The following is a 21,448-nucleotide window of genomic DNA, read 5'->3' on the forward strand; positions in this document are numbered from 1 at the left end:
TCTCATCAGGCGGCGCGTGAACACCTCGCGCGCGCTCCTCCTCCCGGCGCTGCCCCTCTTGCCTGCGTACCCGGCTTTGCCATACTTACGATGCCGTAGGTTACGGGTCCGTAGGGTTCGTGACCCGGGAGCCCGCCGACTTCTCACACCCCCCAGGGGACACCCATGACCACCAGTCCCGATCTGATCGAGGGTGCCTCCGCACCCTCCGACACGTCCGAGCCGTCCGCGACGCTGGGCGGCGAGAACAAGCGCTCCATCGAGCAGATCGCTCTGCTGCTGTTCATCACCGTGCCCTTCGTGGCCCTGCTGGCGGCGGTCCCGCTGGCCTGGGGCTGGGGGGTGAGCTGGCTGGACCTCGGCCTGATGGTCTTCATGTACTTCCTGGCCTGCCACGGGATCACCATCGGTTTCCACCGCTACTTCACGCACGGTTCCTTCAAGGCGAAGCGGCCGCTGCGGATCGTCCTCGCCGTGATGGGGTCGATGGCGGTGGAGGGGCCGCTGGTGCGCTGGGTGGCGGACCACCGCAAGCACCACAAGTTCTCGGACCACGAGGGTGACCCGCATTCGCCGTGGCGGTTCGGGGAGACGCTGCCGGCCCTGATGAAGGGGCTGTGGTGGGCGCACATCGGCTGGCTCTTCGACGAGGAGCAGACCGATCAGCAGAAGTACGCCCCCGACCTGATCAAGGACCCGGCGATCCGCCGGATCTCGCGGGACTTCGTCTTCTGGACGATGTTCTCGCTGGCGATCCCGCCGCTGGTGGGCGGTCTGGTGACGATGTCCTGGTGGGGTGCGTTCACGGCGTTCTTCTGGGGCTCCCTGGTGCGGGTCGCGCTGCTGCACCACGTGACGTGGTCGATCAACTCGATCTGCCACGCGGTGGGCAAGCGGCCGTTCAAGTCCCGGGACCGCAGCGGCAACGTCTGGTGGCTGGCGGTGCTGTCGTGCGGGGAGTCCTGGCACAACCTGCACCACGCCGACCCGACCTCGGCGCGGCACGGTGTGCTGCGCGGCCAGGTCGATTCCAGCGCGCGGCTGATCCGCTGGTTCGAGCAGCTGGGCTGGGCGACGGACGTCCGCTGGCCGTCGGCGGCCCGCGTCGACGCCCGGCGCAGGGAAAACGAGTCGAACGCGGCATGATGGGGGGCGTGGCGATCGACGGCAGTAATTCCAGCAGCGACAAGCCCAGGCGCGGCCGCCGGGTACGGATGACGGGCGCGGAGCGGCGCCAGCAACTGCTGGACATCGGCCGGACGCTGTTCGCGGAGAAGGGCTTCGAAGGCACCTCGGTGGAGGAGATCGCGGCGAAGGCCGGGGTGTCCAAGCCGGTGGTGTACGAGCACTTCGGCGGCAAGGAGGGCCTGTACGCGGTCGTCGTGGACCGGGAGATGCGCCAGCTGCTGGACGGGGTGACGGGCGCGCTGACGGCCGGGCACCCGCGGGAGCTGCTGGAGCAGGCGGCCTTCGCGCTGCTGGACTACATCGAGTCCTACACGGACGGTTTCCGGATCCTGGTGCGGGATTCCCCGGTCGCCCAGTCGACCGGCACCTTCGCCTCGCTGATCAGCGACATCGCCACGCAGGTCGAGGACATCCTGGGTCTGGAGTTCAAGGCGCGGGGCTTTGACCCCAAGCTGGCGCCGCTGTACGCGCAGGCGCTGGTCGGGATGGTGGCGCTGACCGGGCAGTGGTGGCTGGACGTGCGCAGGCCCAAGAAGGCGGAGGTGGCGGCGCACCTGGTGAACCTGGCCTGGCACGGGCTGGACGGGCTGGAGTCGAAGCCGCAGCTGGTGGGCCGGCGCAAGAACTGAGCCGCAAGCCCCGTACGCACGACGCGACGGCGCCCCGTCACCGCAGATCCGGTGACGGGGCGCCGTCGCGTCGTGCGTACGTCTTATGCGCAGGGCTCCAGCGCTGCCGGTTCCGGGCGGTGCCGTTCCAGGAATTCGAGCCGGTTGCCGACGGGGTCCTCGGAATAGAAGCGGCGGTGCCCCGGCAGGTCGTCGTCCCAGACCACCTTGGCTCCCCGCTCCCGCAGTCTGCTCGCGTACGCCTCGATGTCGGTCACCCGCAGCCCCGGATGGGCCTTGCGGGCGGGCCGGAAGTCCTCCTCGACGCCGAGGTGCAGCTGGACGGGCCCGGCGGCGAACCAGCATCCTCCGCGGGCGGCGAGGACGGGCGGCTTGGGGATCTCGGTCATGCCGAGGACGTCCGTGTAGTACGCGCGGAGCCGGTCCTCCGAGTCCGGCGGCGCGGCGAGTTGCACGTGGTCGACTGCGGTCAGCACGGTCATGCCTCCTTGCGGGCTACGGCGAAGATGCGGCGGAACGGGAAGACGGTGCCGCGCGGGCCGGTCGGGTAGGCCGCGCGCAGCCGGTCACGGTATTCGGTGAGGAAGGCGTCCACGGCGTCGCGGTCGTCGCCGAGGGCGGTGAGGACGGGCCGCAGGGCGGTGCCCTTGACCCAGTCGAGCACGGGGTCGGGGCCCTGGAGCAGTTGGTGGTAGGTGGTCTCCCAGATGTCGGCGGCGCAGCCGAGCTCGGTGAACCGGGCGAGGTATTCGGCGGGTTCGAGGAGATGGATGTAGCGGGCGCCGTGACCGGCGAGCCGGGCCCGCCAGCGCGGGGTTTCGCACTGCTGCGCGAGCAGGGCGTGGCTGGGGGCCGTGAAGTTCCCGGGGATCTGGAAGGCGAAGGTGCCGCCGGGGCGCAGGCCGTTGATCCAGGCGCCGAAGGAGCCGGGGTGGCCGGGGACCCACTGCAGGGCGGCGTTGGAGACGATCAGGTCGTAGGGCTCCTCGGGGAGCCAGGTGGCGAGGTCCCCGTGGCGGAAGTCGAGGCCGCCGCCGCCGGGGGTGGGCCCGGCGTACTCCTCGGTGGCGCGGCGGAGCATCTCCGGGGAGAGGTCGAAGCCGGTGATGCGGGCCTCGGGCCAGCGCTCGGCGAGGAGGGTGGTGACGTTGCCGGGGCCGCAGCCGAGGTCGGCGATACGGGCGGGGCGCTGGGGGAGCTCGGGTATGCGGGTGAGCAGGTCGAGGAAGGGCCGTGTGCGGTGGCCCGAGTGCCGGAGGTACTGCTGGGGATCCCAGGTGGGGGCGGATGGCGCGGTGGACGTGGGGGTCCCGGCGCGCGCGGTATCGGAATACATGTTCGAGCCTCCCTGCTGGCGGGGCGATCGGAAGCGGAATCCTTTCCGGCCCCCTCCATGCCCCATGCTCGCTTCATTTATATCTCGATGTCAAGATACTCGTGATCGAGATACTCGGTATGAAGAGACTTCACATCGACAGACCCCTTACACTGATCGGCATGGAGGACGAGGTCGACCGACTGGTGGCGGCATGGCGGCGGGAGCGCCCTGACCTCGACGTGGAACCGCTCGAGGTACTGAGCCGCGTCAGCAGGCTCGCGCGCCATCTCGACCGCGCCCGCAGACTGGCCTTCTCCGAGCACGGCCTGGAGCCGTGGGAGTTCGACGTCCTGACGTCGCTGCGCCGCGCCGGCGCGCCCTACCAGCTCTCCCCCGGCCAGCTGTTGACCCAGACCCTGGTCACCTCCGGCACCATGACCAACCGCATCGACCGGCTCGCCAAGAAGGGCCTCGTCGAACGGCTCCCGGACCCCAACGACCGCCGGGGGGTCCTGGTGCGGCTCACCCCCGAGGGCCGGGACCGCGCCGACCAGGCCCTCGCCGGGCTGCTGGCCCAGGAACGGGCGATCCTGGCCCAGCTCTCACAGAGCCAGCGCGGCGATCTCGCCGGGCTGCTACGCCAGTTGACCGCTCCGTTCGACAACATCCCCGGCTAGGTCGGCCGGTCGTACGCCGGCCCGCCGGGCCAGTGCCACCGCGGCCAGCGTGGAGTGCACGCCGAGCTTGCCCAGCACGTTCTGCATGTGCGTGCGGACCGTGTGCGGGGACAGGAACAGCCGTGCCGCCACGTCCTTGCGGCCCAGCCCCGCCACCATGCAGCGCAGCACCTCGTGTTCGCGCGGGGTCAGCGACTCCACCAGCCGTTCGCTGTCCGTACGGTGCTTGCGCGCCGCGGTCAGCTCCCGGAGCACCCCGGTGAGCAGTGCGGGCGGCAGATGGGTCTCCTCGCGCAGGACCCCGCGGATCACGGCCAGCAGCCGGGAGAGCGAGCAGTCCTTCGCCACCCAGCCCGAGGCTCCCGCCTGGAGCGCGAGGGCGGCCCGGCGCGGGTCGTCGCGCTCGGCGAGCACGACGGTGCGGACCCCGGGGTGGGACACCCGCACCCCCGCGACCAGCGCGATCCCGTCCGAGGCGGGCGGCGGCGGTGGCCCGGAGCCGGACTCCCGCTGGGCGGGCACGGCCCCCGGGACCGCGCCGAGATCGGCGTCGACCAGCAGGACGTCGAAGCGGCGGCCCTCGGCCGCCGCGCGTTCGAGGCAGCGCAGCGCGGCGGGGCCGCTGCCGGCCGCGGACACGTCCACGTCCGGCTCGGCCGCGAGCGCGGCTGCGAGCGATTCGGCGAAGATGCGGTGATCGTCGACGACGAGAACCCGGATACGAACCACAAAACCCCCAAGGGTAGGGGAACGGACGACGGCGGGTACGGCGCCCGGACCGGGTGATCCGCAGCTGCCCCGGCCGCCGCCGTGACATCTCTGCACTACCCCGGACCGGACGACGTACCCGACTTGTCTCGACCCCTGAATCAACACCGGCCCCCACCGGTGTCACGCATCAGCGTAGGGCCGGGCGCGTCCGGCGGTTGGCCGAATAGCAGAAGTTTTCCCGGGGATTTTCCGGCGCGGGCGTTCCGAACCTACTGCATCGTGGCTTGAAATAGCCCGCGCCGAGGGTCCTGATGGCGGCTTCGGTACCGGCGTGTGCCGCGGGCAGTTGCGCGGGGGGCATTTCACCCGGCGTGTGCACGCCGGGCGCCCGCGCACAGCGCCCGTCCACAGCGCACGGCCGACACGCACACGCCCCCCGCACCGATCGGGGTGCGGGGGGCGCGCGGGACAGGAGGAGATCCGGGAGGTTCAGGAGGCGTGCGTACGCGCGAAGTTCCACGCGTCCGTGATGATCCCGGTGAGGTCCGGGCGGCTCGGGGTCCAGCCGAGGCGCTCGTGGGCCGTGCGCGCGGAGGCGACGAGCATCGCCGGGTCGCCGGCCCGGCGCGGGGCGACCACCTCGGGGATCTCCCGGCCGGTGACCTTGCGGACGGTCTCGACGACCTCGCGGACCGAGAACCCGTTGCCGTTGCCCAGGTTGCAGATCAGGTGCTCCCCGCCGGTGGCGGCACTCAGGGCGGCCAGGTGGGCCTCCGCGAGGTCGGCGACGTGGATGTAGTCGCGTACGCAGGTGCCGTCCGGGGTCGGGTAGTCCTCGCCGAACACCGAGATCGACTCCCGCTCGCCCAGCGCGACCTGGAGGACCAGCGGGATCAGGTGCGTCTCGGGGGTGTGGCGCTCACCGAACTGCCCGTAGGCGCCGGCCACGTTGAAGTAGCGCAGGGACACCGCGGCCAGGCCGTGCGCCACGCACTCCCCCGCGATCATGTGGTCGACGGCCAGCTTGGAGGCACCGTACGGGTTGGTCGGCGCAGTCACCGAGGCCTCCGTCAGCAGGCCCTCCGTCGGCTCCCCGTAGGTGGCGGCGGTGGAGGAGAACACCAGCTTGCGCACACCCGCCCCGCGCATCGCGGCCAGCAGGGCCAGCGTCCCGCCGACGTTGTTCTCCCAGTACTTGCCCGGGTTCACCACGGACTCGCCGACCTGCGAGGAGGCCGCGAAGTGCAGCACCGCCTCGTAGGAGCCGTCCACGTACCGGGCCGCGTCCTGGATCCGGCCCTCGATGAAGGTGGCGCCTTCCGGAACCCCTACGCGAAAGCCCGTGCTCAGGTCGTCGAGGACGGTGACCTCGTGGCCGGCCTCCAGAAGGTGGGCCGCGACCACGCTGCCGACGTATCCTGCACCACCGGTTACCAGGTACTTGCTCACTCGCCTACTGCCTCTCGCGCGGGAGCACGCGCGGGTACGTGCGCGTGCTTGGACACTGGCTTACCCGATTCCGCGCCCACGGGGAAATCGGGGCCCGCCCCGGCCGCTGCGTCAGCCGCGTGCGGCGGCGGACGGCAGCGTGGGCAGCGCCCGGTCCAGCAGACCGGTGCGGGCGGCCAGCGCGGCCGCCTCCAGCCTCGATCCCACGCCCAGCTTCATCAGCACCCGCTGCACGTGCGTACGGGCGGTGCTCGGGGCGATCTCCATGCCCGCGGCGATCAGCCGGGTGTCCTCGCCCTCGGCGACCCGGACGAGCACCTCCACCTCGCGCGGGGTGAGCAGCCGCAGCAGCCGGCTCCCCTCGTCGTCGGGCTGGGCGGCGGGGTTCAGCAGCTCCGCGAAGGCCCCCTGCAGCAGCTGCGGGGCGATCGCCACCTCCCCCGCCCTGGCCTTGGCCAGGGCCCGCTCCACGCCCTCGATGCGCTCGTCCTGGCGTACGTACCCCGAGGCGCCGGCGGCGAAGGCGGCCGCGATCCCGCGCGGGCTGGGGACCGGGCCGAGGACGACCACGGCGATCTGCGGGCGCTCCCGCTTGATGCGGGCGACCGGCTCGAAGACCCCGGGCTCGGCAGGGGTGGCGGTGCCGAACAGGCAGACCTCCGGAGCACGGCTGATGACCAGCTCGGCGGCGCCCGCCGCCGGGGCGGCAGCGGCCAGTACCCGGTGCCCGCGCAGCTTCAGGGCAGAGGCGAGCGCCTCGGCCAGCAGCCGGTGCTCGTCGACCACCACGACCCGTACGCCCATCGAGGAAACACCCCCCACCCTTCTGACCCGGCAAGCTACACGCTTGTTCGACGGTACGCGGGGGATACCGCGCAGAAGCCCCCGATCGGTACGGACCGTTCGGGGGCTTTCGGCGGTGCTGTGCGAAGCGGGCGCGGCCCGGTCAGCTCGCGGTGAAGGAGACGAAGAGGTACTCCGGGTCGGCCTTGTCCGAGTACGGCTTGGAGACCGTGGTGCGCGAGATGAAGAACTTGCCGTTGTGGTAGCGGTACTCGGAGTACTCGGGCGAGTATCCGGTCTCGGCGCGCTGGCTCGCCTTGTCCGCCGGGTTCTCCATGAGGACGGTCTCCTTCATCGTCTTGCCGTCGATGCTGACGATCTGACCGCCCTTGTCGTACGGGGGGTACTTGTAGGCGATGATGTTCGACCCGTCCATGCGCAGCGGGGACATCGTGAACCGCTCGCCCGCGTCGGCGCGGTCGGTGGTCTGCTTGCCGGTCTCCAGGTCGAAGGAGAGCAGCTCGTTGGTGCGGCCGCTGGAGGCCTGGCCCTGGTGCTCGTACGACGGCAGGTAGAGCTTGCCGTTGCCGACCACCATGTTCATGCACTTCTCGACCTCGGATCCGCACTTGGCGGCGAAGTCTCCGGAGGCGAGCGGGATGCGGGCCTTCAGCTCGCCCTTGGGGTCGACGACGAAGAGGTCGCTGATGCCCGTGGCGTTCTTCGCGGTCTTGCCGACGTCGGCCGCCACGATCAGGGGCTTGGTGGCGACGATGTACGCGTCCTCGATGCCCTGGGAGAGCTTGTACGAGGCCGTGGGCGCGCCGGTGGCCGGGTCGAGGAGCTGGCCGTACAGCGTGTAGTTGGGGCTCTGCCCGCACTTGCGGATCGCGGCGAGGGCCTCGCCGCCGCCGTAGCCCACGTCACGGCAGCCTTCGCCGTCGACCTTGGGCAGCCACAGGGACTTGCCGTCGGCGAGGTTCCAGGCGGCGCCGCCCGCGGAGATGCCGGCCGCGGCGACCGTCTTGCCGCTGAGGGTGACGCTGGTGAACGCGACGGGCTTGTCTCCGCCGGTGGCGCTCTTGGCGTTGCCGGACCAGACGAGCTTGCCGCTCTCCAGGTCGATGACGCCGACCTCGGTGCACTGGACGTACTTGTTCTCGGGCGTCGGCTGGGCGGCCTTGAAGAGGACCGCCGTCCTGTTCTCGCTGACGTGCTTGGTCGCGCCGCAGAGCTCGCCGGGGAAGGGCAGCTCCCACTTCTTGCCGCCGTCGACGAGGTTGTAGCCGACGACCTTCGCCAGATCGGACTTGATGTACGTGGAGTCGGTCAGCCAGGAGCCGGCGACGACGGCGACGTCGGCCGGGACCGGGCTCGGCAGGTTGAAAAGCGGCTTCGACTTCGTGTTGCCGGGCACCTTCTCGGTGCCGGGCACGGAGTCCTGGGGCTTGTCGTTGCCCGGGGAGGCGCTCGGGTTGCTGTCGGCCTTGTTCCCGCCGCCGCTGTCGCCGGAGGTGTACCAGAGGCCGCCGCCGACGATGAGGGCGATGGCCAGGACGGCCGCGCCGACGATCGTCAGCTGGGTGCGCTTGGCGTTGCCGGCGGCCGGGGCCGCGGCCGGGGGCTGCGGGGCGGGCACGGGCGCGCCGCCGGGGGCGCCGGGGGCCCCGTACGGCGACGGGGTGCCGGGCTGCTGCGGGTAGCCGTAGCCGGGCCCGGTCTGCGGGTACCCGTACGCGGGCTGGGCCGCGGCGGGTTCGGGCGGTGGCACGGGCGCGCCGAACCCGCCCGGCGGCGGGTCCTGCGGCTCGCCGAAGCCGCCGGACGGCGGCTGGCTGGGGGGCGGCGGGATACTCATCGGTTGCTGTTGCCTCTCGGTGGGCGGGTCGTGGGACGCATGTTCACTTGCCGAAGGCCATCAGGAGCTTCTCGTCCTTGTTCTCACCCAGCAGCCGGGTGGTGGAGAGGAAGAACCGCCCGTCCGCGTAGGCGGCGCTCTGGGAAGTCAGGAAGGAGGATTCGATCCGTGCGGAGGTGCCCGAGGGGAGCTTCAGCAGCGTTTTGGGGGCGCCTCCGTCGGCCGGGAACGAGACGATCTCGCCGGGCTCGCCGACAGGGCTGGCGCGGTAGGCGGTCAGCTGGCCGTTCGCGGCATCGAGCGGGATGAGGGCCTTCTTGTCACCGGCCTTGGCGCGCCACTTGACCTTGCCCGTGCCGAGGTCGAAGGCGACGATCTCGCTGCCGGTGGACTTGTCCCCGGAAGCGAGGTAGGCGGTGTCCGCGTCGACCACGGAGTTCCCGCAGTACTGGAGGCCCTCGCTGGAGCCGTAACCACCGCAGTTGACCAAGAAGTTGCCTTCACCGGAGAGCGTGTTGCGCTTCTGTCCCTTCTCGTCGAGGACGAGGATGGCCCGCTCCTTGGTGTCGCGGTTGCCGGCGTCGATGACGGTGGGGCTGACCGAGTAGACGGCGTTGACCTGGTAGCCCTTGGGCAGGCGGTAGCTCCATGTCTTCTTGCCGGTGTTCGGGTCGGCGTCCTGGATCTCGATGGTCCGGTCGGCGTCCAGGCAGAGGGCCACGGCGATCATCTTGTTGTTGCCCGCGGCGTAGGTCATGGGCTTGCAGCCCTCGGGGCCCGCGTCGGAGAAGAGCTTGTCACCGGTGCTGAGGCGGTGGGCGCTCTGGCCCCCCGTCCAGGCGAGGGCGAAGGTGTCGCCGCTGAGGGTGACCCTGGTGGAGTCGGCGGCATTGAAAGGCCCCTCCATGACAAGCTCCTTCGTCCAGCCCTCCTTGCCGGTCTTGAGGTCGATGAGCTTCATCTGGTTGCAGCTGGAGCCGTCGGCGTTCTTGACGACCATGACGGTCCTGCCATCGGGGGAGGTCTGACCGGTGAGTCCGCAGATCTCCGTGCGGAGGTCGATCTTCCACTTCTCGTTGCCGTCACTCACCCCGTAGCCGATGACGGACTTGTCGACGGTCTTGACGACGGTGTCGCCGACGACCCACAAGCCCTTGGCGGGGATTCCGGCTCCCGGGCCCTCCATCTTGGCGGTCTTCAGCCAGAGGGCCTTGTCCTCACCCGGCTTGCGGCCCTCGTTGAGGTCGGTCGGGATTTCGCTGCCCTTGCCGTTGCCGTTGCCGTCGCCCTTGTCCACGGAAGGGGAAGCGGAGGGCTTGGCGTCGGTCGGCTCCTGCGCGACCGGCTTCGGGTCCTTGTCGTCGCCGGAGAAGGCCACGTAGCCGACGCCCCCGAGAACGAGGACGGACGCCACCGAAGCGGCGATCAGCAGGACCGTCTTCTTCTTCGGCGCAGCGCCCGGGCCCGAACCGGGGCCGCCCGGGGCCGCCACCTGCTGCGGCACGGTGGGCGGCTGCGGCGGGTACGCGGGCTGCTGGGCGTACGGGTTCTCACCCTGCGGCGGAAACCCGTACCCCTGCTGCGGCGGACCGGGCAGGTGCCCGTAACCGGAAGGCGTCGGCGGCTGGTTCGGCGGCTGGGGCAGCTCGGTCATCAGCGCACGCTTTCGGCATCGGGGAGGTCGGGGAGGATGACCTTTCTATCACTGACAGCGCGCATACATCGGGCGGGTCCGCCCCCTGTTCCCAAGGGAGGACCCGCCCGTGACGCCGTCGTTATACGGCCAGTTGCCCCCGAAGTCCGCCGGAATCCAGGCTTCCTCGGCCGTCTCGCCTCGGCGCGTCGCCAAATCCACGCGCTGCGGACGGAGTTCGCGGAGCCCCGCGCCGGCCCGGACGCCTCCTCACTTGCCGAAGACCATCAGGAGCTTCTCGTCCTGGCCCTGGGCCCGCAGGTGGGTGGAGGAGATGAAGAACCGTCCGTCCACGTAGTCCAGCCTCGGAAGGGTGAAGGTCCGCTCGATCGGGGCGGCGGGGCCCGAGGGGTGGCGCAGGAGCGCGGTCGGGGTGCCACCGGCGGCGGGGATGGAGAGGACCTCGCCGCCCTGCTCCTCCTCGGCCTTCCGGTAGGCGATGAGCTGCCCGTTCACGGCCTTGAGCGGGGTGAGGATGCGCTTGCCCCCGGCCGGGACGCGCCACTTGTCCTTGCCGGTCGCCAGGTCGAAGGCGACGATCTCGTTGGCCTTGCCGGTGCCCGCCGCGGTGGGCAGGTAGAGGGTGTTCGCGTCGACGACGGCCGAGGGGCAGGTCGCCAGGGACCGGAAGATGCCGGTGTCGCCGCAGCCGACGGCGAAGCTGCCCTCGCCGGCGAGGGTGGCGGTCTGCTTCCCGTCGGGTCCCAGGACCACGATGGAGCGCTGCTTCGTCTGCTCGTTGCCGATGTCGATGACGGTCGGGTTCACCGAGTAGATGCTGGTCACCTTGAACTTCGCGGGGAGCCGGTAGGCCCAGCCCTTCGCGCCGGTGACGGGGTCGATGCCGTGGACCTCGGCGGTGGAGTCCTCGTCGGTGCAGGTGACGAGGGCGATCATCTTGCCGTTGCCGGCCTCGTAGGAGTCCGGGTTGCAGCCGTCGCCCACCGGGCTCGCGAAGAGCTTGTCACCGTTGCTGATCTTGAAGGCGCTGGCATTGCCGCCGCGGCTGACGGTGACGGTGTCCCCGATCATGGACAGGGTGGGGCTGGTGAAGATGTCGAAGAGCCCCTCCTTGGGCACCTCCTTCGACCAGACCTCCTTGCCCGTCTTGAGGTCGACCACGCGCAGCTGGGTGCAGGAGGTGTTCTCCCCCTCGCCGTCGCGGTACATGACGACCGTCCGGCCCTCGGCCGTGGTCTGCGGGGCGACGGAGCAGATCTGCGCGGGGAAGGGCAGTGACCACTTCTCCTTGCCGTCGGTGACGGAGTAGCCGGTGAGGTTCTTCCAGAGGCTCTTGACCACGGTGTCGCCGACGACCCACTGGCCGGCGGCGTCGACGCCCATGCCGGGGCCCTCGATCTTGGTCGTCTTGAGCCAGAGGACCTTGTCCTCGCCCTGCTTGCGGCCGGAGTTCAGGTCCGCCTGCTGGGCTCCGCCGTCGCCGTTGCCGTCTCCCTTGTCCGCGGAGGGGGAAGCGGAGGGCTTGGCGTCGGTGGGCTCCTGCGCGACCGGCTTCGGGTCCTTGTCGTCGCCGGAGAAGGCCACGTAGCCGACGCCCCCGAGGACGAGGGCGGCGGCCACCGAAGCGGCGATCAGCAGGACCGTCTTCTTCTTCGGCGCAGCGCCCGGACCGGAACCGGGGCCGCCCGGGCCGCCGGGGCCCGCCGGCCACTGCTGCGGCACGGTGGGCGGCTGCGGCGGGTACGCGGGCTGCTGGGCGTACGGGTTCTCACCCTGCGGCGGAAACCCGTACCCCTGCTGCGGCGGACCGGGCAGGTGCCCGTAACCGGAAGGCGTCGGCGACTGGTTCGGCGGCTGGGGCAGCTCGGTCATCAGCGCACGCTTTCGGCATCAGGAGGTCGGGGAGGATGACCTTTCTATCACTGACCCGGCCCGGCCCCGCTCAGGCCTCCTCGGCCAGCTCCAGCCAGCGCATCTCCAAATCGTCGCGGTCCGCGAGGAGTTCCCGCAGCTCCGCGTCGAGCTTGGCCACCTTGTCGTAGTCGGTGGAGTTCTCGGCGATCTGGGCGTGCAGGTTGCCCTCGCGGTCCGACAGCTTGTTCAGCTGCCGCTCGATCTTCTGGAGCTCCTTCTTCGCGGCGCGCGAGTCCCCCGAGGCGGTGGACTTCGCGGCGCCGGCGGACTGGACGGGCGCCGGGGCGGCCGCCTCGATCATCCGCTGCCGGCGCTCCAGGTACTCGTCCAGACCGCGCGGCAGCATCCGCAGGCTCGCGTCGCCGAGGAGCGCCATCACCGTGTCGGTGGTGCGCTCGATGAAGAAGCGGTCGTGGGAGATCACGATCATCGAGCCGGGCCAGCCGTCGAGGAGGTCCTCCAGCTGGGTCAGGGTCTCGATGTCGAGGTCGTTGGTGGGCTCGTCGAGGAAGAGGACGTTGGGCTCGTCCATCAGTAGGCGCAGGATCTGCAGGCGGCGGCGCTCACCACCGGAGAGGTCGCCGACCGGCGTCCACTGCTTCTCCTTGGTGAAGCCGAACTGCTCGCAGAGCTGGCCCGCCGTCATCTCGCGGCCCTTGCCGAGGTCGACGCGGTCGCGCACGCGCTGGACGGCCTCCAGGACGCGCAGGGACGGGTCGAGTTCGCCGACCTCCTGGGAGAGGTAGGCCAGCTTGACGGTCTTGCCGACGATGATCTTTCCGGCGGCGGGCTGGACCTCGCCCTGGGTGCGGGCGGCCTCGGCGAGGGCGCGCAGCAGGGAGGTCTTGCCGGCGCCGTTGACGCCGACGAGGCCGACGCGGTCGCCGGGGCCCAGGTGCCAGGTGAGGTGCTTGAGGAGTTCCTTCGGGCCGGCGTGGACGCTGACGCCTTCCAGGTCGAAGACCGTCTTGCCGAGGCGGGCGTTGGCGAACCGCATCAGCTCGGAGGTGTCGCGCGGCGGCGGCACGTCGGCGATGAGCTCGTTGGCCGCCTCGATGCGGTAGCGCGGCTTGGAGGTCCGGGCGGGTGCGCCGCGGCGCAGCCAGGCCAGCTCCTTGCGCATCAGGTTCTGCCGCTTGGACTCCTCGGTCGCGGCGATGCGGTCGCGCTCGGCGCGGGCGAAGACGTAGTCGCTGTAGCCGCCCTCGTACTCGTGCACGTCACCGCGCTGCACGTCCCACATGCGGGTGCAGACCTGGTCGAGGAACCAGCGGTCGTGGGTGACGCAGACGAGCGCGGAGCGGCGTTCCTGGAGGTGCTTGGCCAGCCAGGAGATGCCCTCGACGTCGAGGTGGTTGGTGGGCTCGTCGAGGATCAGGAGGTCCTGGTCGGCGATGAGCAGCTTGGCGAGGGCGATCCGGCGGCGCTCGCCACCGGAGAGCGGGCCGATGACGGTGTCGAGGCCCTGGCCGAAGCCGGGCAGGTCGAGGCCGCCGAAGAGTCCGGTGAGGACGTCACGGATCTTGGCGTTGCCGGCCCACTCGTGGTCGGCCATGTCCCGGATGATCTCGTGGCGGATGGTCGCCCGGGGGTCGAGGGAGTCGTGCTGGGTGAGGACGCCCATGCGCAGGCCGCCGGACTGGGTGACCCGGCCGGTGTCGGGCTCCTCCAGCTTGGCGAGCATCCGGATGAGGGTGGTCTTGCCGTCGCCGTTGCGGCCGACCACGCCGATCCGGTCCCCCTCGGACACGCCGAGGGAGATGCCGTCCAGCAGGGTACGTGTGCCGTACACCTTGCTGACTGCCTCGACATTGACCAGATTGACGGCCATCAGACGCGCTCCAGGGAAAGGGTGTGGATCAGCCCCTCAGCCTAACCCTCCGGGCCGGGGCAGACCGTTCTACGAGATACCAGCCGCCCAGTGCCATCGCGATCGCGGCCGGCGCGGTGACGGGCAGGGCGATCAGCGTGGCGCTGTGCCCGTCGAGCAGGCCGCCGAGGCCGGTCATGGACAGGCCCAGGATGCCGAGCAGGCACAGGGTGATCCCGAGGGCGGCGACGGGGCCTCCCGTGCGCCGGGCGGGGGCCGGCGCGCCGGGCCGGGGCGCCTCGAAGCGGCGGAACAGCGCGACGAGCACACCCGTCAGGGCGGCCGCGGCCAGGAACCGCACCGGGACCTGCGCCCACCAGGCGGCCGTGGCGGGGGCCGGCAGGTCGAGGCCGAGGGCGAGCTGGGCCGCGTACACGCCGAGCATGGCGGTCAGGTGCCACAGGAAGGCGGTCATGGCCAGGCCGTTGGCCGCGACCACCCCGCGCCAGACGCGCGGCCGGCGCAGCCAGGCGGTGGCGGGCCGGGCCGCCAGCTGGACGGCGCCGACGAGCCACAGGCCGTGGCAGAGCAGGGCGAGGGTGGGCGGGGCCATGTTGGAGACCTTCTCGCCCGGCATCCCGACCATGGACAGCGGGTACGGGCCGTACGCCACCAGCAGGGCGGCGGAGGCGAGTCCCGCGGCGGCGAGGGCGGCGGGCCTGCGGATGCGGCCGTCGGCGCGCAGGAAGCCGAGCTGGTGGACGGCGAGCCAGACGAGGGCGAAGTTCAGGAACTCCACGTAGGGGACGCCGAGCGCGAAGCGCAGTACGTCGACCAGGGCGGCCGCCCCGGCCAGGGCGGCGAAGGCGGCCCAGCCGGCGCGCTCGTGCAGCTTCAGCAGCGGCGGGGTGAAGGCGACCATGGCGAGGTAGATCCCGATGAACCACAGCGGCTGGGTGACGAGGCGCAGCGCGGCCCCGGTCAGCGTTCCGCCGCCGTGGCCGGCGAGCTGCACGGCGAGTGCGACCGCGGCCCACACCAGGACGAAGACGAGGGTGGGGCGCAACAGCCGTTGGAGCCGGGCCCGCAGGAAGGCGGCGTAGACGGGCCCGTCGGTGCGGCGGGCGAGGGAGCGGTAGGACAGGGCGTGCGAGAACCCGCCGACGAAGAAGAAGACGGGCATGATCTGCAGCCCCCAGGTGAGCACCTGGAGGGCGGGCACGAGGGCGAGCAGATTCCCTATGCCGTCGCCGCTGACGGCGGCCATCAGCCAGTGTCCGGCGATGACGGTGCCGAGCGAGGCGACCCGCAACAGGTCGACGTACCGGTCACGGTCGGCGGGGGTGGCCTCGGCCAGGGCGCGTGCGCTAGCTGTCATGGGGCCACGGTGTCCCCTGCCGGGTGTCTCCCGACAGGGCGCGGATACTCAACTCGGGCCTGAGTACCGCCCCGGGGCTCCGCCCCGAACCCCGCGCCTGGGATTCAGCCTCGCCGGCGTTTGGGGCGCGGGGTCTGGGGCGGAGCCCCGGCAGCGGACCCGCGGGGTCAGGACGGCAGGACCGTGGCTCCGGGGGCCGGGCTGGACGCCACGCGAGTGGCCCGGCAGGTACCGGACGCTTCGAGCGCGGCAGCGACCTTGGCGGCGGCTTCCTCGTCCGCGACGAGGAACGCGGTCGTCGGGCCCGAGCCCGAGACCAGCGCGGCGAGCGCGCCACCCTCCACGCCCGCGGCCAGCGTCCGCGCCAACTGCGGCCGAAGAGACAGCGCCGCCGCCTGGAGGTCGTTGGCCAAGGTGGCGCCCAGCCGGTCCGCGTCGCCCGAGGCCAGGGCCGCCAGCAGCGCCGGGGAGGCCTCCGGCTCGGGGATCCGCGTACCCGCGGCCTCGGCGAGGCGGTCGAACTCGCGGAAGACCGCCGGGGTGGACAGCCCGCCGTCGGCCACGGCGAAGACCCAGTGGAACGTCCCCGCCCCGACCGGCGTGAGCAGCTCACCGCGGCCGGTGCCGAGCGCGGCCCCGCCGACCAGGCTGAAGGGGACGTCGCTGCCGAGCTCCGCACAGATGTCGAGGAGCTCGGCGCGCGGGGTGTTCAGGCCCCACAGGGTGTCGCAGGCCAGCAGGGCCGCCGCGCCGTCCGCGCTGCCGCCCGCCATGCCGCCCGCGACCGGGATGTTCTTCGCGATGTGCAGGTGGACGGCGGGTTCGATCCCGGCCCGGGCCGCGAGGATCTCGGCGGCGCGCGCCGCGAGGTTGCTGCGGTCCAGCGGCACCTGGTCGGCGTCCGGGCCGGTGCAGGTGATGGTCAGGGCGTCGGCCGGGGTGGCGGTGACCTCGTCGTACAGGGAGACGGCGAGGAAGACGTTGGCCAGGTCGTGGAAGCCGTCGGGGCGGGCCGCGCCCACCGCCAGCTGGACGTTGACCTTCGCGGGGACCCGTACGGTCACGGGCGCCTGGGGCGCGCTCACAGGGCCGGCCTCTCCGCCGCGGGCTTGTGCTCGGCGATGGCCGCGAACTCCTCGACCGTCAGGGACTCCCCGCGGGCCTGCGGCGAGACACCGGCGGCGACCAGCGCCGCCTCCGCGCCCGCCGCCGAACCGGCCCAGCCGGCCAGCGCGGCGCGCAGCGTCTTGCGGCGCTGGGCGAAGGCGGCGTCGACGACCGCGAAGACCTCGGCCTTGGTGGCGGTGGTCTTGATCGGCTCGGTGCGGCGCACCAGCGAGACGAGACCGGAGTCGACGTTCGGGGCGGGCCAGAAGACCTTGCGGCCGATGGCACCGGCACGCTTGACGTGGGCGTACCAGTTGGCCTTGACGGAGGGCACCCCGTAGACCTTGTTGCCCGGTTCCGCGGCCAGCCGGTCGGCGACCTCGGCCTGCACCATCACCAGCGTGCGCTCGATGGTCGGGAAGCGGTCGAGCATGGTGAGCAGGACGGGCACGGCCACGTTGTACGGCAGGTTCGCGACGAGCGCGGTCGGCGCCGGGCCGGGCAGTTCGGTCACCAGCATCGCGTCGGAGTGGACCAGCGCGAAGCGGTCCTTCTTCGCGGGCATCCGGGCCTCGATGGTGGCGGGCAGGGCGGCGGCGAGGATGTCGTCGATCTCGACGGCGACGACCCGGTCCGCGGCCTCCAGCAGCGCGAGCGTCAGCGAGCCGAGCCCCGGGCCGACCTCGACGACCACGTCGTCGGGGCGGACCTCGGCGGTGCGCACGATCCGGCGGACCGTGTTGGCGTCGATGACGAAGTTCTGCCCCTTCTGCTTCGTCGGGCGTACGCCGAGGGCGGCGGCCAGCTCCCTGATGTCGGCCGGGCCGAGGAGGGCGTCGGGCGCGGCGGGGGAGGTCTTCTCGGTGTTCTCGGGCTGCTGCTCTGCGGTGCTCACCGGTAAAGCGTACGGCCGCAGTGCGGCCACGGACTCGCCCCCCGCTGCACGTAGAGCTTCTTCGCCCGGTACGTCTGTTCCGCGCCCGGGGCGTCCTGCGGGCGTCCGCTGCCGCCGAGGGCCTGCCAGGTGCGGACGTCGAACTGGTACAGCCCGCCGTAGGTCCCCGAGGCGTCGGTGGCGGAGGGGCGGCCGCCGGACTCGCACTGGGCGAGGGCCGCCCAGTTGAGGCCGTCGGCGCCGGCGACGGAGCTCGGCAGCGCCTTGGTGCCGACCTTGACGAGCTGGGTGACGGGTTCGCGGACGACCTCGTCGGCGATGGGCCGCGGCGTCTGCCGGACCCCGTTGACGGTGCGCAGGCTGTACGTGACCCTGCGCGCCCCGGGGCGGCCGGCGCGCTCGACGACCTCGGTGCCGGCGAACAGCTCGGGGTCGTCGACCTTCTCGGTCTCGTACGGGATCCGCTCCTCGCGGACCTCGCGGGTGCCGGTGATGCGCAGCACGGTGACCGTCTGGCCGTCGCGCGGGAAGTCGGTGGGCGGTACGGAGGTGGTGTCCTGGTCCTGGAGGGTGATGCCGGCCTGGTCGAGGGCCTCCTGGACGGTGGCGGCGTTGGTGCGGATGGTGCGTTCGCGGCCGTCGGCCATGAAGGTGACGCTGCGTTCGGTGCGGACGCTGAGGGCCAGCCCGGCGCGCGGGACGGGGGCGGTGCGGGGGGCGGAGAGGTAGGCGCCCTCGGCGCGGATGCCGAACTGGCGCAGGGCGCCCTCGACGGTGCGGGCGGTGGTCCACACCTGGCGCTGCTGTCCGTCGAGGGTCAGGCGCAGGGGGCGGCCGTAGCGGACGACGACCTCCTCGCCGTCGCCGAGGGGTTCGCCGGGGGCGGGGGCGACCAGGTCGTGGGGGCCGACGCCGAGGCCTTCGGCGGCGAGCAGTTCGCCGATGTCGTCGGCGAAGGTGTGGAGGTTGCGCGGGACGCCGTCCACGGTGAGCCGTACGGCCTTGTCGGCGGCGACGAACGCCGAGGTGCCGCCCGCGAGGAAGGCGACGACGAGGGCCTGCGGCACGATCCGCCGCCAGTTCCCGGCGAGGATCTCGGCGGGGGCGCCGCGGCCCCGGGCCCGGCGGCGGCCCGGCGCCGCGGGGCTGAGGGTGGGAGCGGGGGCGGCGGGTGCGGCCGGCGCCGCGACCACGGGGGGCGCGGCCCTGCGGCGGCCCGGGCCGGGCGCGACGGGCGCCGCGGCCAGGGTGTCGGCCTCCGACAGCTCGGCCGGTGACATGCCGGCCCGGCGGCGGCGCCCGCCGCGCGGGCCCGGTACCGGGGGCGGCGCCGGGACCGTGGTCGGGCCCGGGACCGGGGGCTCCGGGTGCCACGCGGCGGGCCCGGGATCTCCCGTACCGGCCGCCCGGGCCGCCGGTACGGACAAGGGTTGGGCCTCGTACGCCTCGGGGACGGAACCGCCACGGCGGTGACTGCCCTGGGTATCGCTCACGACGCTCGCTCCACTGGTGATCCGGCACCCTCCGGTGCGGGCACGGCACCCTAGCGGAGGAGTCGTCACACTCCAAAGCGAAACGATTACTCAGTGTGTCGGAGCGGGTGGGGCGCCAGTGGCGGTCAGTAGTCGAAGGCGCGCGCCGTGTTGGCCGCCAGGGCCGTGGCCATCGCGTCCTCGTCGATGCCGCGGACCGCGGCCATCGCCCGGACCGTCAGCGGAATGAGGTACGGCGCGTTGGGCCGTCCGCGGTACGGCGCAGGGGTGAGGTAGGGCGCGTCCGTCTCGACGAGCACCAGCTCCAGCGGGGCCACGGCCAGGGCCTCGCGCAGCGGCGCGGCGTTCTTGAAGGTGACGGTCCCGGCGAAGGACATGTAGTACCCGGCGGCGGCGCACTCGCGGGCCATGTCGGCGTCCCCGGAGTAGCAGTGGAAGACGGTGCGCTCGGGGGCGCCCTCCTCGCGCAGGACGCGCAGCACGTCCGCGTGGGCGTCCCGGTCGTGGATGACGAGCGCCTTGCCCTGCCGCTTGGCGATCTCGATGTGCGCGCGGAAGGAACGCTCCTGCGCGGCCATGCCCTCGGGTCCGGTGCGGAAGTAGTCCAGGCCGGTCTCGCCGACCGCCTTGACGTGGTCGAGCGCGGCCAGCGCCTCGATCTCGGCGAGCGCCTCGTCGAGGGCGGCCTCGCCGCCGCCGGCCCGGGCGCCCTGGCGCGACCAGCCGTCGGGGTCGCCGAGCACGATCCGCGGCGCTTCGTTCGGGTGAAGCGCGACGGCCGCGTGGACGTTCTCGTACGCGGCCGCGGTCTCGGCGGCCCACCGGGAGCCCTTCACGTCGCAGCCCACCTGGACGACGGTGGTCACGCCCACCGAGGCGGCCTTCGCGAGACCCTCCTCGACGGTCCCCGACTGCATGTCGAGGTGGGTGTGCGAGTCCGCCACCGCCACCCGGAGGGGTTCGGGCAGCGGCGGCGGTGCGTCCTTGGGCTGCGTCTTCTCCACGCGTGTGCTCATACGGCCGATCTTATGACCGGCGGAAGAGCCCCTTCAGACGGGAGAGCAGGCCCCGGCGCTCCCCGGCGGGGTCGGCGGCCACCGGCCCCGGGGAGGCGTGGGACCGGGCGGGCTTGCGCGGCTTGGGCGTCCGGGGGACGTTCGCACCGGCCGGCACCGGTCCGGCGATCCCGGGCGCGATCTGGTGGTGGTAGATGTGGTCGATCATGCCCAGCACCGAGGAGACCTGTCCGGCCCGCATGATCCGTACGACGTGTCCGCCGCAGTTGAGGCAGGTCGGGTTGGACAGGGGGGAGGGCACCCGCTCGTCGTTGACCTTGTACATGATGAACGGCTCGCCCTTGCCGTCGACGTGGTGCTCGATCGCGTACGCCTGCTCCCAGCCGTATCCGCACCTCATGCACGCGAAGGAGTAGGCCTCGTGCACGGTGTGCACGTCGGAGGCGGTCACAGCGACAGGGACTGCGGCGGGGACGGGTATCGGGGTGTCTGCGATCTCACTCATGCCAGCTCCTCTTGTTCCACTGGTGCCATTGCCAGTGGACGCCTCTGCGGGCGGGAGCGCATCAGGCCCTGTCTACTGTTGGACGGTCTTTGGGCGACTCATGCCCAAAGCGCCCGGTGCGCGGTCTGAGCTTTGCTTTTCAGGCTAGCTCTTTACCGATCGGCGGCACCTTTTGTGCCGCGTTCTTTGCCGCCACCACAGCGTCGAACACCTCGCGCTTGGGTACGCCGGCCTCGGCCGCGACCGCCGCGATGGCCTCCTTGCGCCGCTCACCGGCCTCCTCGCGCACCCGCACCCGGCGCACCAGCTCCTCGTCGTCCACGTCTCCGGGCGCGGCGGCCGGGGCGCCCTCGACCACGACGGTGATCTCTCCGCGCACCCCTTCGGCGGCCCAGGCCGCGAGCTCGCCGAGCCCGCCGCGCTTGACCTCCTCGTAGGTCTTCGTCAGCTCGCGGCAGACGGCGGCCCGCCGGTCGGCGCCGAAGACCTCGGCCATCGCGGCCAGGGTGTCGTCGAGCCGGTGCGGGGCCTCGAAGTAGACGAGCGTGCGCCGCTCGCCCTCGACCTCGCGCAGCCGGCCCAGGCGCTCCCCCGCCTTGCGCGGCAGGAACCCCTCGAAGCAGAACCGGTCCACCGGCAGCCCGGACATGGCGAGCGCGGTGAGCACCGCGGACGGCCCGGGGACGGCGGTGACCTTGATGTCCTTCTCGACGGCGGCGGCGACCAGCCGGTAGCCGGGGTCGGAGACCGACGGCATGCCCGCGTCCGTCACCAGCAGCACGCGCGCCCCGCCGGCCAGCGCCTCGACCAGCTCCGGGGTGCGCGCCGACTCGTTGCCCTCGAAGTACGACAGGACGCGCCCGGTGGTGTGCACGCCGAGCCCCTGGGTCAGCCGGCGCAGCCGCCGGGTGTCCTCGGCGGCGATCACATCGGCCCGCTCCAGCTCGGCCGCCAGACGCGGCGGGGCGTCCGCGAGATCGCCGATGGGGGTGCCGGCGAGTACGAGGACGCCATCGGTCGTGGTGGGCTGGGTGTCGCGGGGCTGGTCAGTCGTCACCCGCCC

Annotated in this window: 19 protein-coding genes; 3 read left to right on the plus strand and 16 right to left on the minus strand. The window is 72.3% G+C overall.

The genetic code is table 11. From position 1 onward, the window contains the following. Positions 1 to 165: 165 nt before the first annotated feature. Positions 166 to 1,146: an acyl-CoA desaturase gene (locus tag JYK04_RS18395; RefSeq protein ID WP_189735478.1), complete on the plus strand. Its 981-nt coding sequence runs from the start codon at positions 166 to 168 to the stop codon at positions 1,144 to 1,146. Next, positions 1,143 to 1,817 (plus strand): TetR/AcrR family transcriptional regulator, encoded by a 675-nt coding sequence (locus tag JYK04_RS18400; protein WP_189735476.1) that lies wholly within the window; start codon positions 1,143 to 1,145, stop codon positions 1,815 to 1,817. The genes JYK04_RS18395 and JYK04_RS18400 overlap by 4 nt, the downstream gene beginning before the upstream one ends. 83 nt (positions 1,818 to 1,900) lie before the next feature. Here the strand turns inward: JYK04_RS18400 and JYK04_RS18405 are convergent, their stop codons facing one another. Beyond that, positions 1,901 to 2,293 (minus strand): VOC family protein, encoded by a 393-nt coding sequence (locus tag JYK04_RS18405; RefSeq protein WP_189735710.1) that lies wholly within the window; start codon positions 2,291 to 2,293, stop codon positions 1,901 to 1,903. A gap of 2 nt (positions 2,294 to 2,295) precedes the next feature. Next, complete coding sequence (locus JYK04_RS18410; RefSeq protein WP_189735474.1) at positions 2,296 to 3,153, minus strand: trans-aconitate 2-methyltransferase; 858 nt, start codon at positions 3,151 to 3,153, stop codon at positions 2,296 to 2,298. 161 nt (positions 3,154 to 3,314) lie between these two features. Here JYK04_RS18410 and JYK04_RS18415 point away from each other — a divergent pair, with 161 nt between their 5' ends. Further along, complete coding sequence (locus tag JYK04_RS18415) at positions 3,315 to 3,812, plus strand: MarR family winged helix-turn-helix transcriptional regulator (RefSeq protein ID WP_030008906.1); 498 nt, start codon at positions 3,315 to 3,317, stop codon at positions 3,810 to 3,812. On the opposite strand, the gene JYK04_RS18420 is transcribed toward JYK04_RS18415, so the two are convergent. From JYK04_RS18420 to rsmI, 14 genes are all read right to left on the minus strand, one after another. Next, entirely contained in the window at positions 3,771 to 4,541 is a 771-nt protein-coding gene (locus JYK04_RS18420) for a response regulator transcription factor (RefSeq protein ID WP_189735472.1), read from the minus strand. The two genes, JYK04_RS18415 and JYK04_RS18420, sit on opposite strands and share 42 nt — an antisense overlap. A gap of 471 nt (positions 4,542 to 5,012) precedes the next feature. Continuing rightward, positions 5,013 to 5,972 (minus strand): UDP-glucose 4-epimerase GalE, encoded by a 960-nt coding sequence (galE, locus tag JYK04_RS18425; protein ID WP_189735470.1) that lies wholly within the window; start codon positions 5,970 to 5,972, stop codon positions 5,013 to 5,015. A 111-nt stretch (positions 5,973 to 6,083) separates the two neighbouring features. Next, positions 6,084 to 6,776, minus strand: coding sequence for a response regulator transcription factor (locus tag JYK04_RS18430; protein WP_189735468.1), 693 nt, complete (start codon positions 6,774 to 6,776; stop codon positions 6,084 to 6,086). Positions 6,777 to 6,918: 142 nt separating this feature from the next. Further along, on the minus strand, positions 6,919 to 8,613 hold the full coding sequence (locus JYK04_RS18435; protein WP_189735466.1) for an outer membrane protein assembly factor BamB family protein: 1,695 nt from the start codon (positions 8,611 to 8,613) through the stop codon (positions 6,919 to 6,921). 43 nt (positions 8,614 to 8,656) lie between these two features. After that, positions 8,657 to 10,267 (minus strand): outer membrane protein assembly factor BamB family protein, encoded by a 1,611-nt coding sequence (locus tag JYK04_RS18440; protein ID WP_189735464.1) that lies wholly within the window; start codon positions 10,265 to 10,267, stop codon positions 8,657 to 8,659. A gap of 249 nt (positions 10,268 to 10,516) precedes the next feature. Continuing rightward, on the minus strand, positions 10,517 to 12,139 hold the full coding sequence (locus JYK04_RS18445) for an outer membrane protein assembly factor BamB family protein (protein WP_189735462.1): 1,623 nt from the start codon (positions 12,137 to 12,139) through the stop codon (positions 10,517 to 10,519). Between the two features lie 70 nt (positions 12,140 to 12,209). Next, positions 12,210 to 14,012, minus strand: a complete 1,803-nt coding sequence (locus JYK04_RS18450) for an ABC-F family ATP-binding cassette domain-containing protein (RefSeq protein WP_189735460.1) — start codon at positions 14,010 to 14,012, stop codon at positions 12,210 to 12,212. 28 nt (positions 14,013 to 14,040) lie between these two features. Continuing rightward, the gene (locus JYK04_RS18455; RefSeq protein ID WP_189735458.1) at positions 14,041 to 15,369 is read right to left on the minus strand and encodes an acyltransferase family protein; all 1,329 of its coding nucleotides are present in this window, start codon (positions 15,367 to 15,369) and stop codon (positions 14,041 to 14,043) included. Between the two features lie 167 nt (positions 15,370 to 15,536). Beyond that, positions 15,537 to 16,454, minus strand: coding sequence for a 4-(cytidine 5'-diphospho)-2-C-methyl-D-erythritol kinase (locus JYK04_RS18460; RefSeq protein WP_189735456.1), 918 nt, complete (start codon positions 16,452 to 16,454; stop codon positions 15,537 to 15,539). Then, positions 16,451 to 17,371, minus strand: coding sequence for a 16S rRNA (adenine(1518)-N(6)/adenine(1519)-N(6))-dimethyltransferase RsmA (gene rsmA / locus JYK04_RS18465; protein WP_189735454.1), 921 nt, complete (start codon positions 17,369 to 17,371; stop codon positions 16,451 to 16,453). The genes JYK04_RS18460 and rsmA overlap by 4 nt, the downstream gene beginning before the upstream one ends. After that, the gene (locus JYK04_RS18470) at positions 17,368 to 18,651 is read right to left on the minus strand and encodes a resuscitation-promoting factor (RefSeq protein WP_189735708.1); all 1,284 of its coding nucleotides are present in this window, start codon (positions 18,649 to 18,651) and stop codon (positions 17,368 to 17,370) included. Before JYK04_RS18470 ends, rsmA begins: the two co-directional genes overlap by 4 nt. A gap of 338 nt (positions 18,652 to 18,989) precedes the next feature. Beyond that, positions 18,990 to 19,880: a TatD family hydrolase gene (locus JYK04_RS18475; protein ID WP_189735452.1), complete on the minus strand. Its 891-nt coding sequence runs from the start codon at positions 19,878 to 19,880 to the stop codon at positions 18,990 to 18,992. A gap of 10 nt (positions 19,881 to 19,890) precedes the next feature. Further along, the gene (locus tag JYK04_RS18480) at positions 19,891 to 20,385 is read right to left on the minus strand and encodes a hypothetical protein (RefSeq protein ID WP_373297388.1); all 495 of its coding nucleotides are present in this window, start codon (positions 20,383 to 20,385) and stop codon (positions 19,891 to 19,893) included. A 139-nt stretch (positions 20,386 to 20,524) separates the two neighbouring features. Continuing rightward, positions 20,525 to 21,442, minus strand: coding sequence for a 16S rRNA (cytidine(1402)-2'-O)-methyltransferase (gene rsmI / locus JYK04_RS18485; protein ID WP_189735450.1), 918 nt, complete (start codon positions 21,440 to 21,442; stop codon positions 20,525 to 20,527). Between the last annotated feature and the right edge of the window lie 6 nt (positions 21,443 to 21,448).

The organism is Streptomyces nojiriensis (genome assembly GCF_017639205.1).
Taxonomy (GTDB): domain Bacteria; phylum Actinomycetota; class Actinomycetes; order Streptomycetales; family Streptomycetaceae; genus Streptomyces; species Streptomyces nojiriensis.

What these genes read in the sequence shown, in the direction of transcription:
- JYK04_RS18455 (WP_189735458.1), bottom strand. Translation starts at nt 15,369, where the DNA reads ATGACAGCTAGCGCACGCGCCCTGGCCGAGGCCACCCCCGCCGACCGT.
- JYK04_RS18475 (WP_189735452.1), bottom strand. Translation starts at nt 19,880, where the DNA reads ATGAGCACACGCGTGGAGAAGACGCAGCCCAAGGACGCACCGCCGCCG.
- JYK04_RS18400 (WP_189735476.1), top strand. Translation starts at nt 1,143, where the DNA reads ATGATGGGGGGCGTGGCGATCGACGGCAGTAATTCCAGCAGCGACAAG.
- JYK04_RS18440 (WP_189735464.1), bottom strand. Translation starts at nt 10,267, where the DNA reads ATGACCGAGCTGCCCCAGCCGCCGAACCAGCCGCCGACGCCTTCCGGT.
- JYK04_RS18395 (WP_189735478.1), top strand. Translation starts at nt 166, where the DNA reads ATGACCACCAGTCCCGATCTGATCGAGGGTGCCTCCGCACCCTCCGAC.
- JYK04_RS18470 (WP_189735708.1), bottom strand. Translation starts at nt 18,651, where the DNA reads ATGTCACCGGCCGAGCTGTCGGAGGCCGACACCCTGGCCGCGGCGCCC.
- JYK04_RS18450 (WP_189735460.1), bottom strand. Translation starts at nt 14,012, where the DNA reads ATGGCCGTCAATCTGGTCAATGTCGAGGCAGTCAGCAAGGTGTACGGC.
- JYK04_RS18445 (WP_189735462.1), bottom strand. Translation starts at nt 12,139, where the DNA reads ATGACCGAGCTGCCCCAGCCGCCGAACCAGTCGCCGACGCCTTCCGGT.
- JYK04_RS18430 (WP_189735468.1), bottom strand. Translation starts at nt 6,776, where the DNA reads ATGGGCGTACGGGTCGTGGTGGTCGACGAGCACCGGCTGCTGGCCGAG.
- JYK04_RS18415 (WP_030008906.1), top strand. Translation starts at nt 3,315, where the DNA reads ATGGAGGACGAGGTCGACCGACTGGTGGCGGCATGGCGGCGGGAGCGC.
- JYK04_RS18480 (WP_373297388.1), bottom strand. Translation starts at nt 20,385, where the DNA reads ATGAGTGAGATCGCAGACACCCCGATACCCGTCCCCGCCGCAGTCCCT.
- JYK04_RS18410 (WP_189735474.1), bottom strand. Translation starts at nt 3,153, where the DNA reads ATGTATTCCGATACCGCGCGCGCCGGGACCCCCACGTCCACCGCGCCA.
- JYK04_RS18435 (WP_189735466.1), bottom strand. Translation starts at nt 8,613, where the DNA reads ATGAGTATCCCGCCGCCCCCCAGCCAGCCGCCGTCCGGCGGCTTCGGC.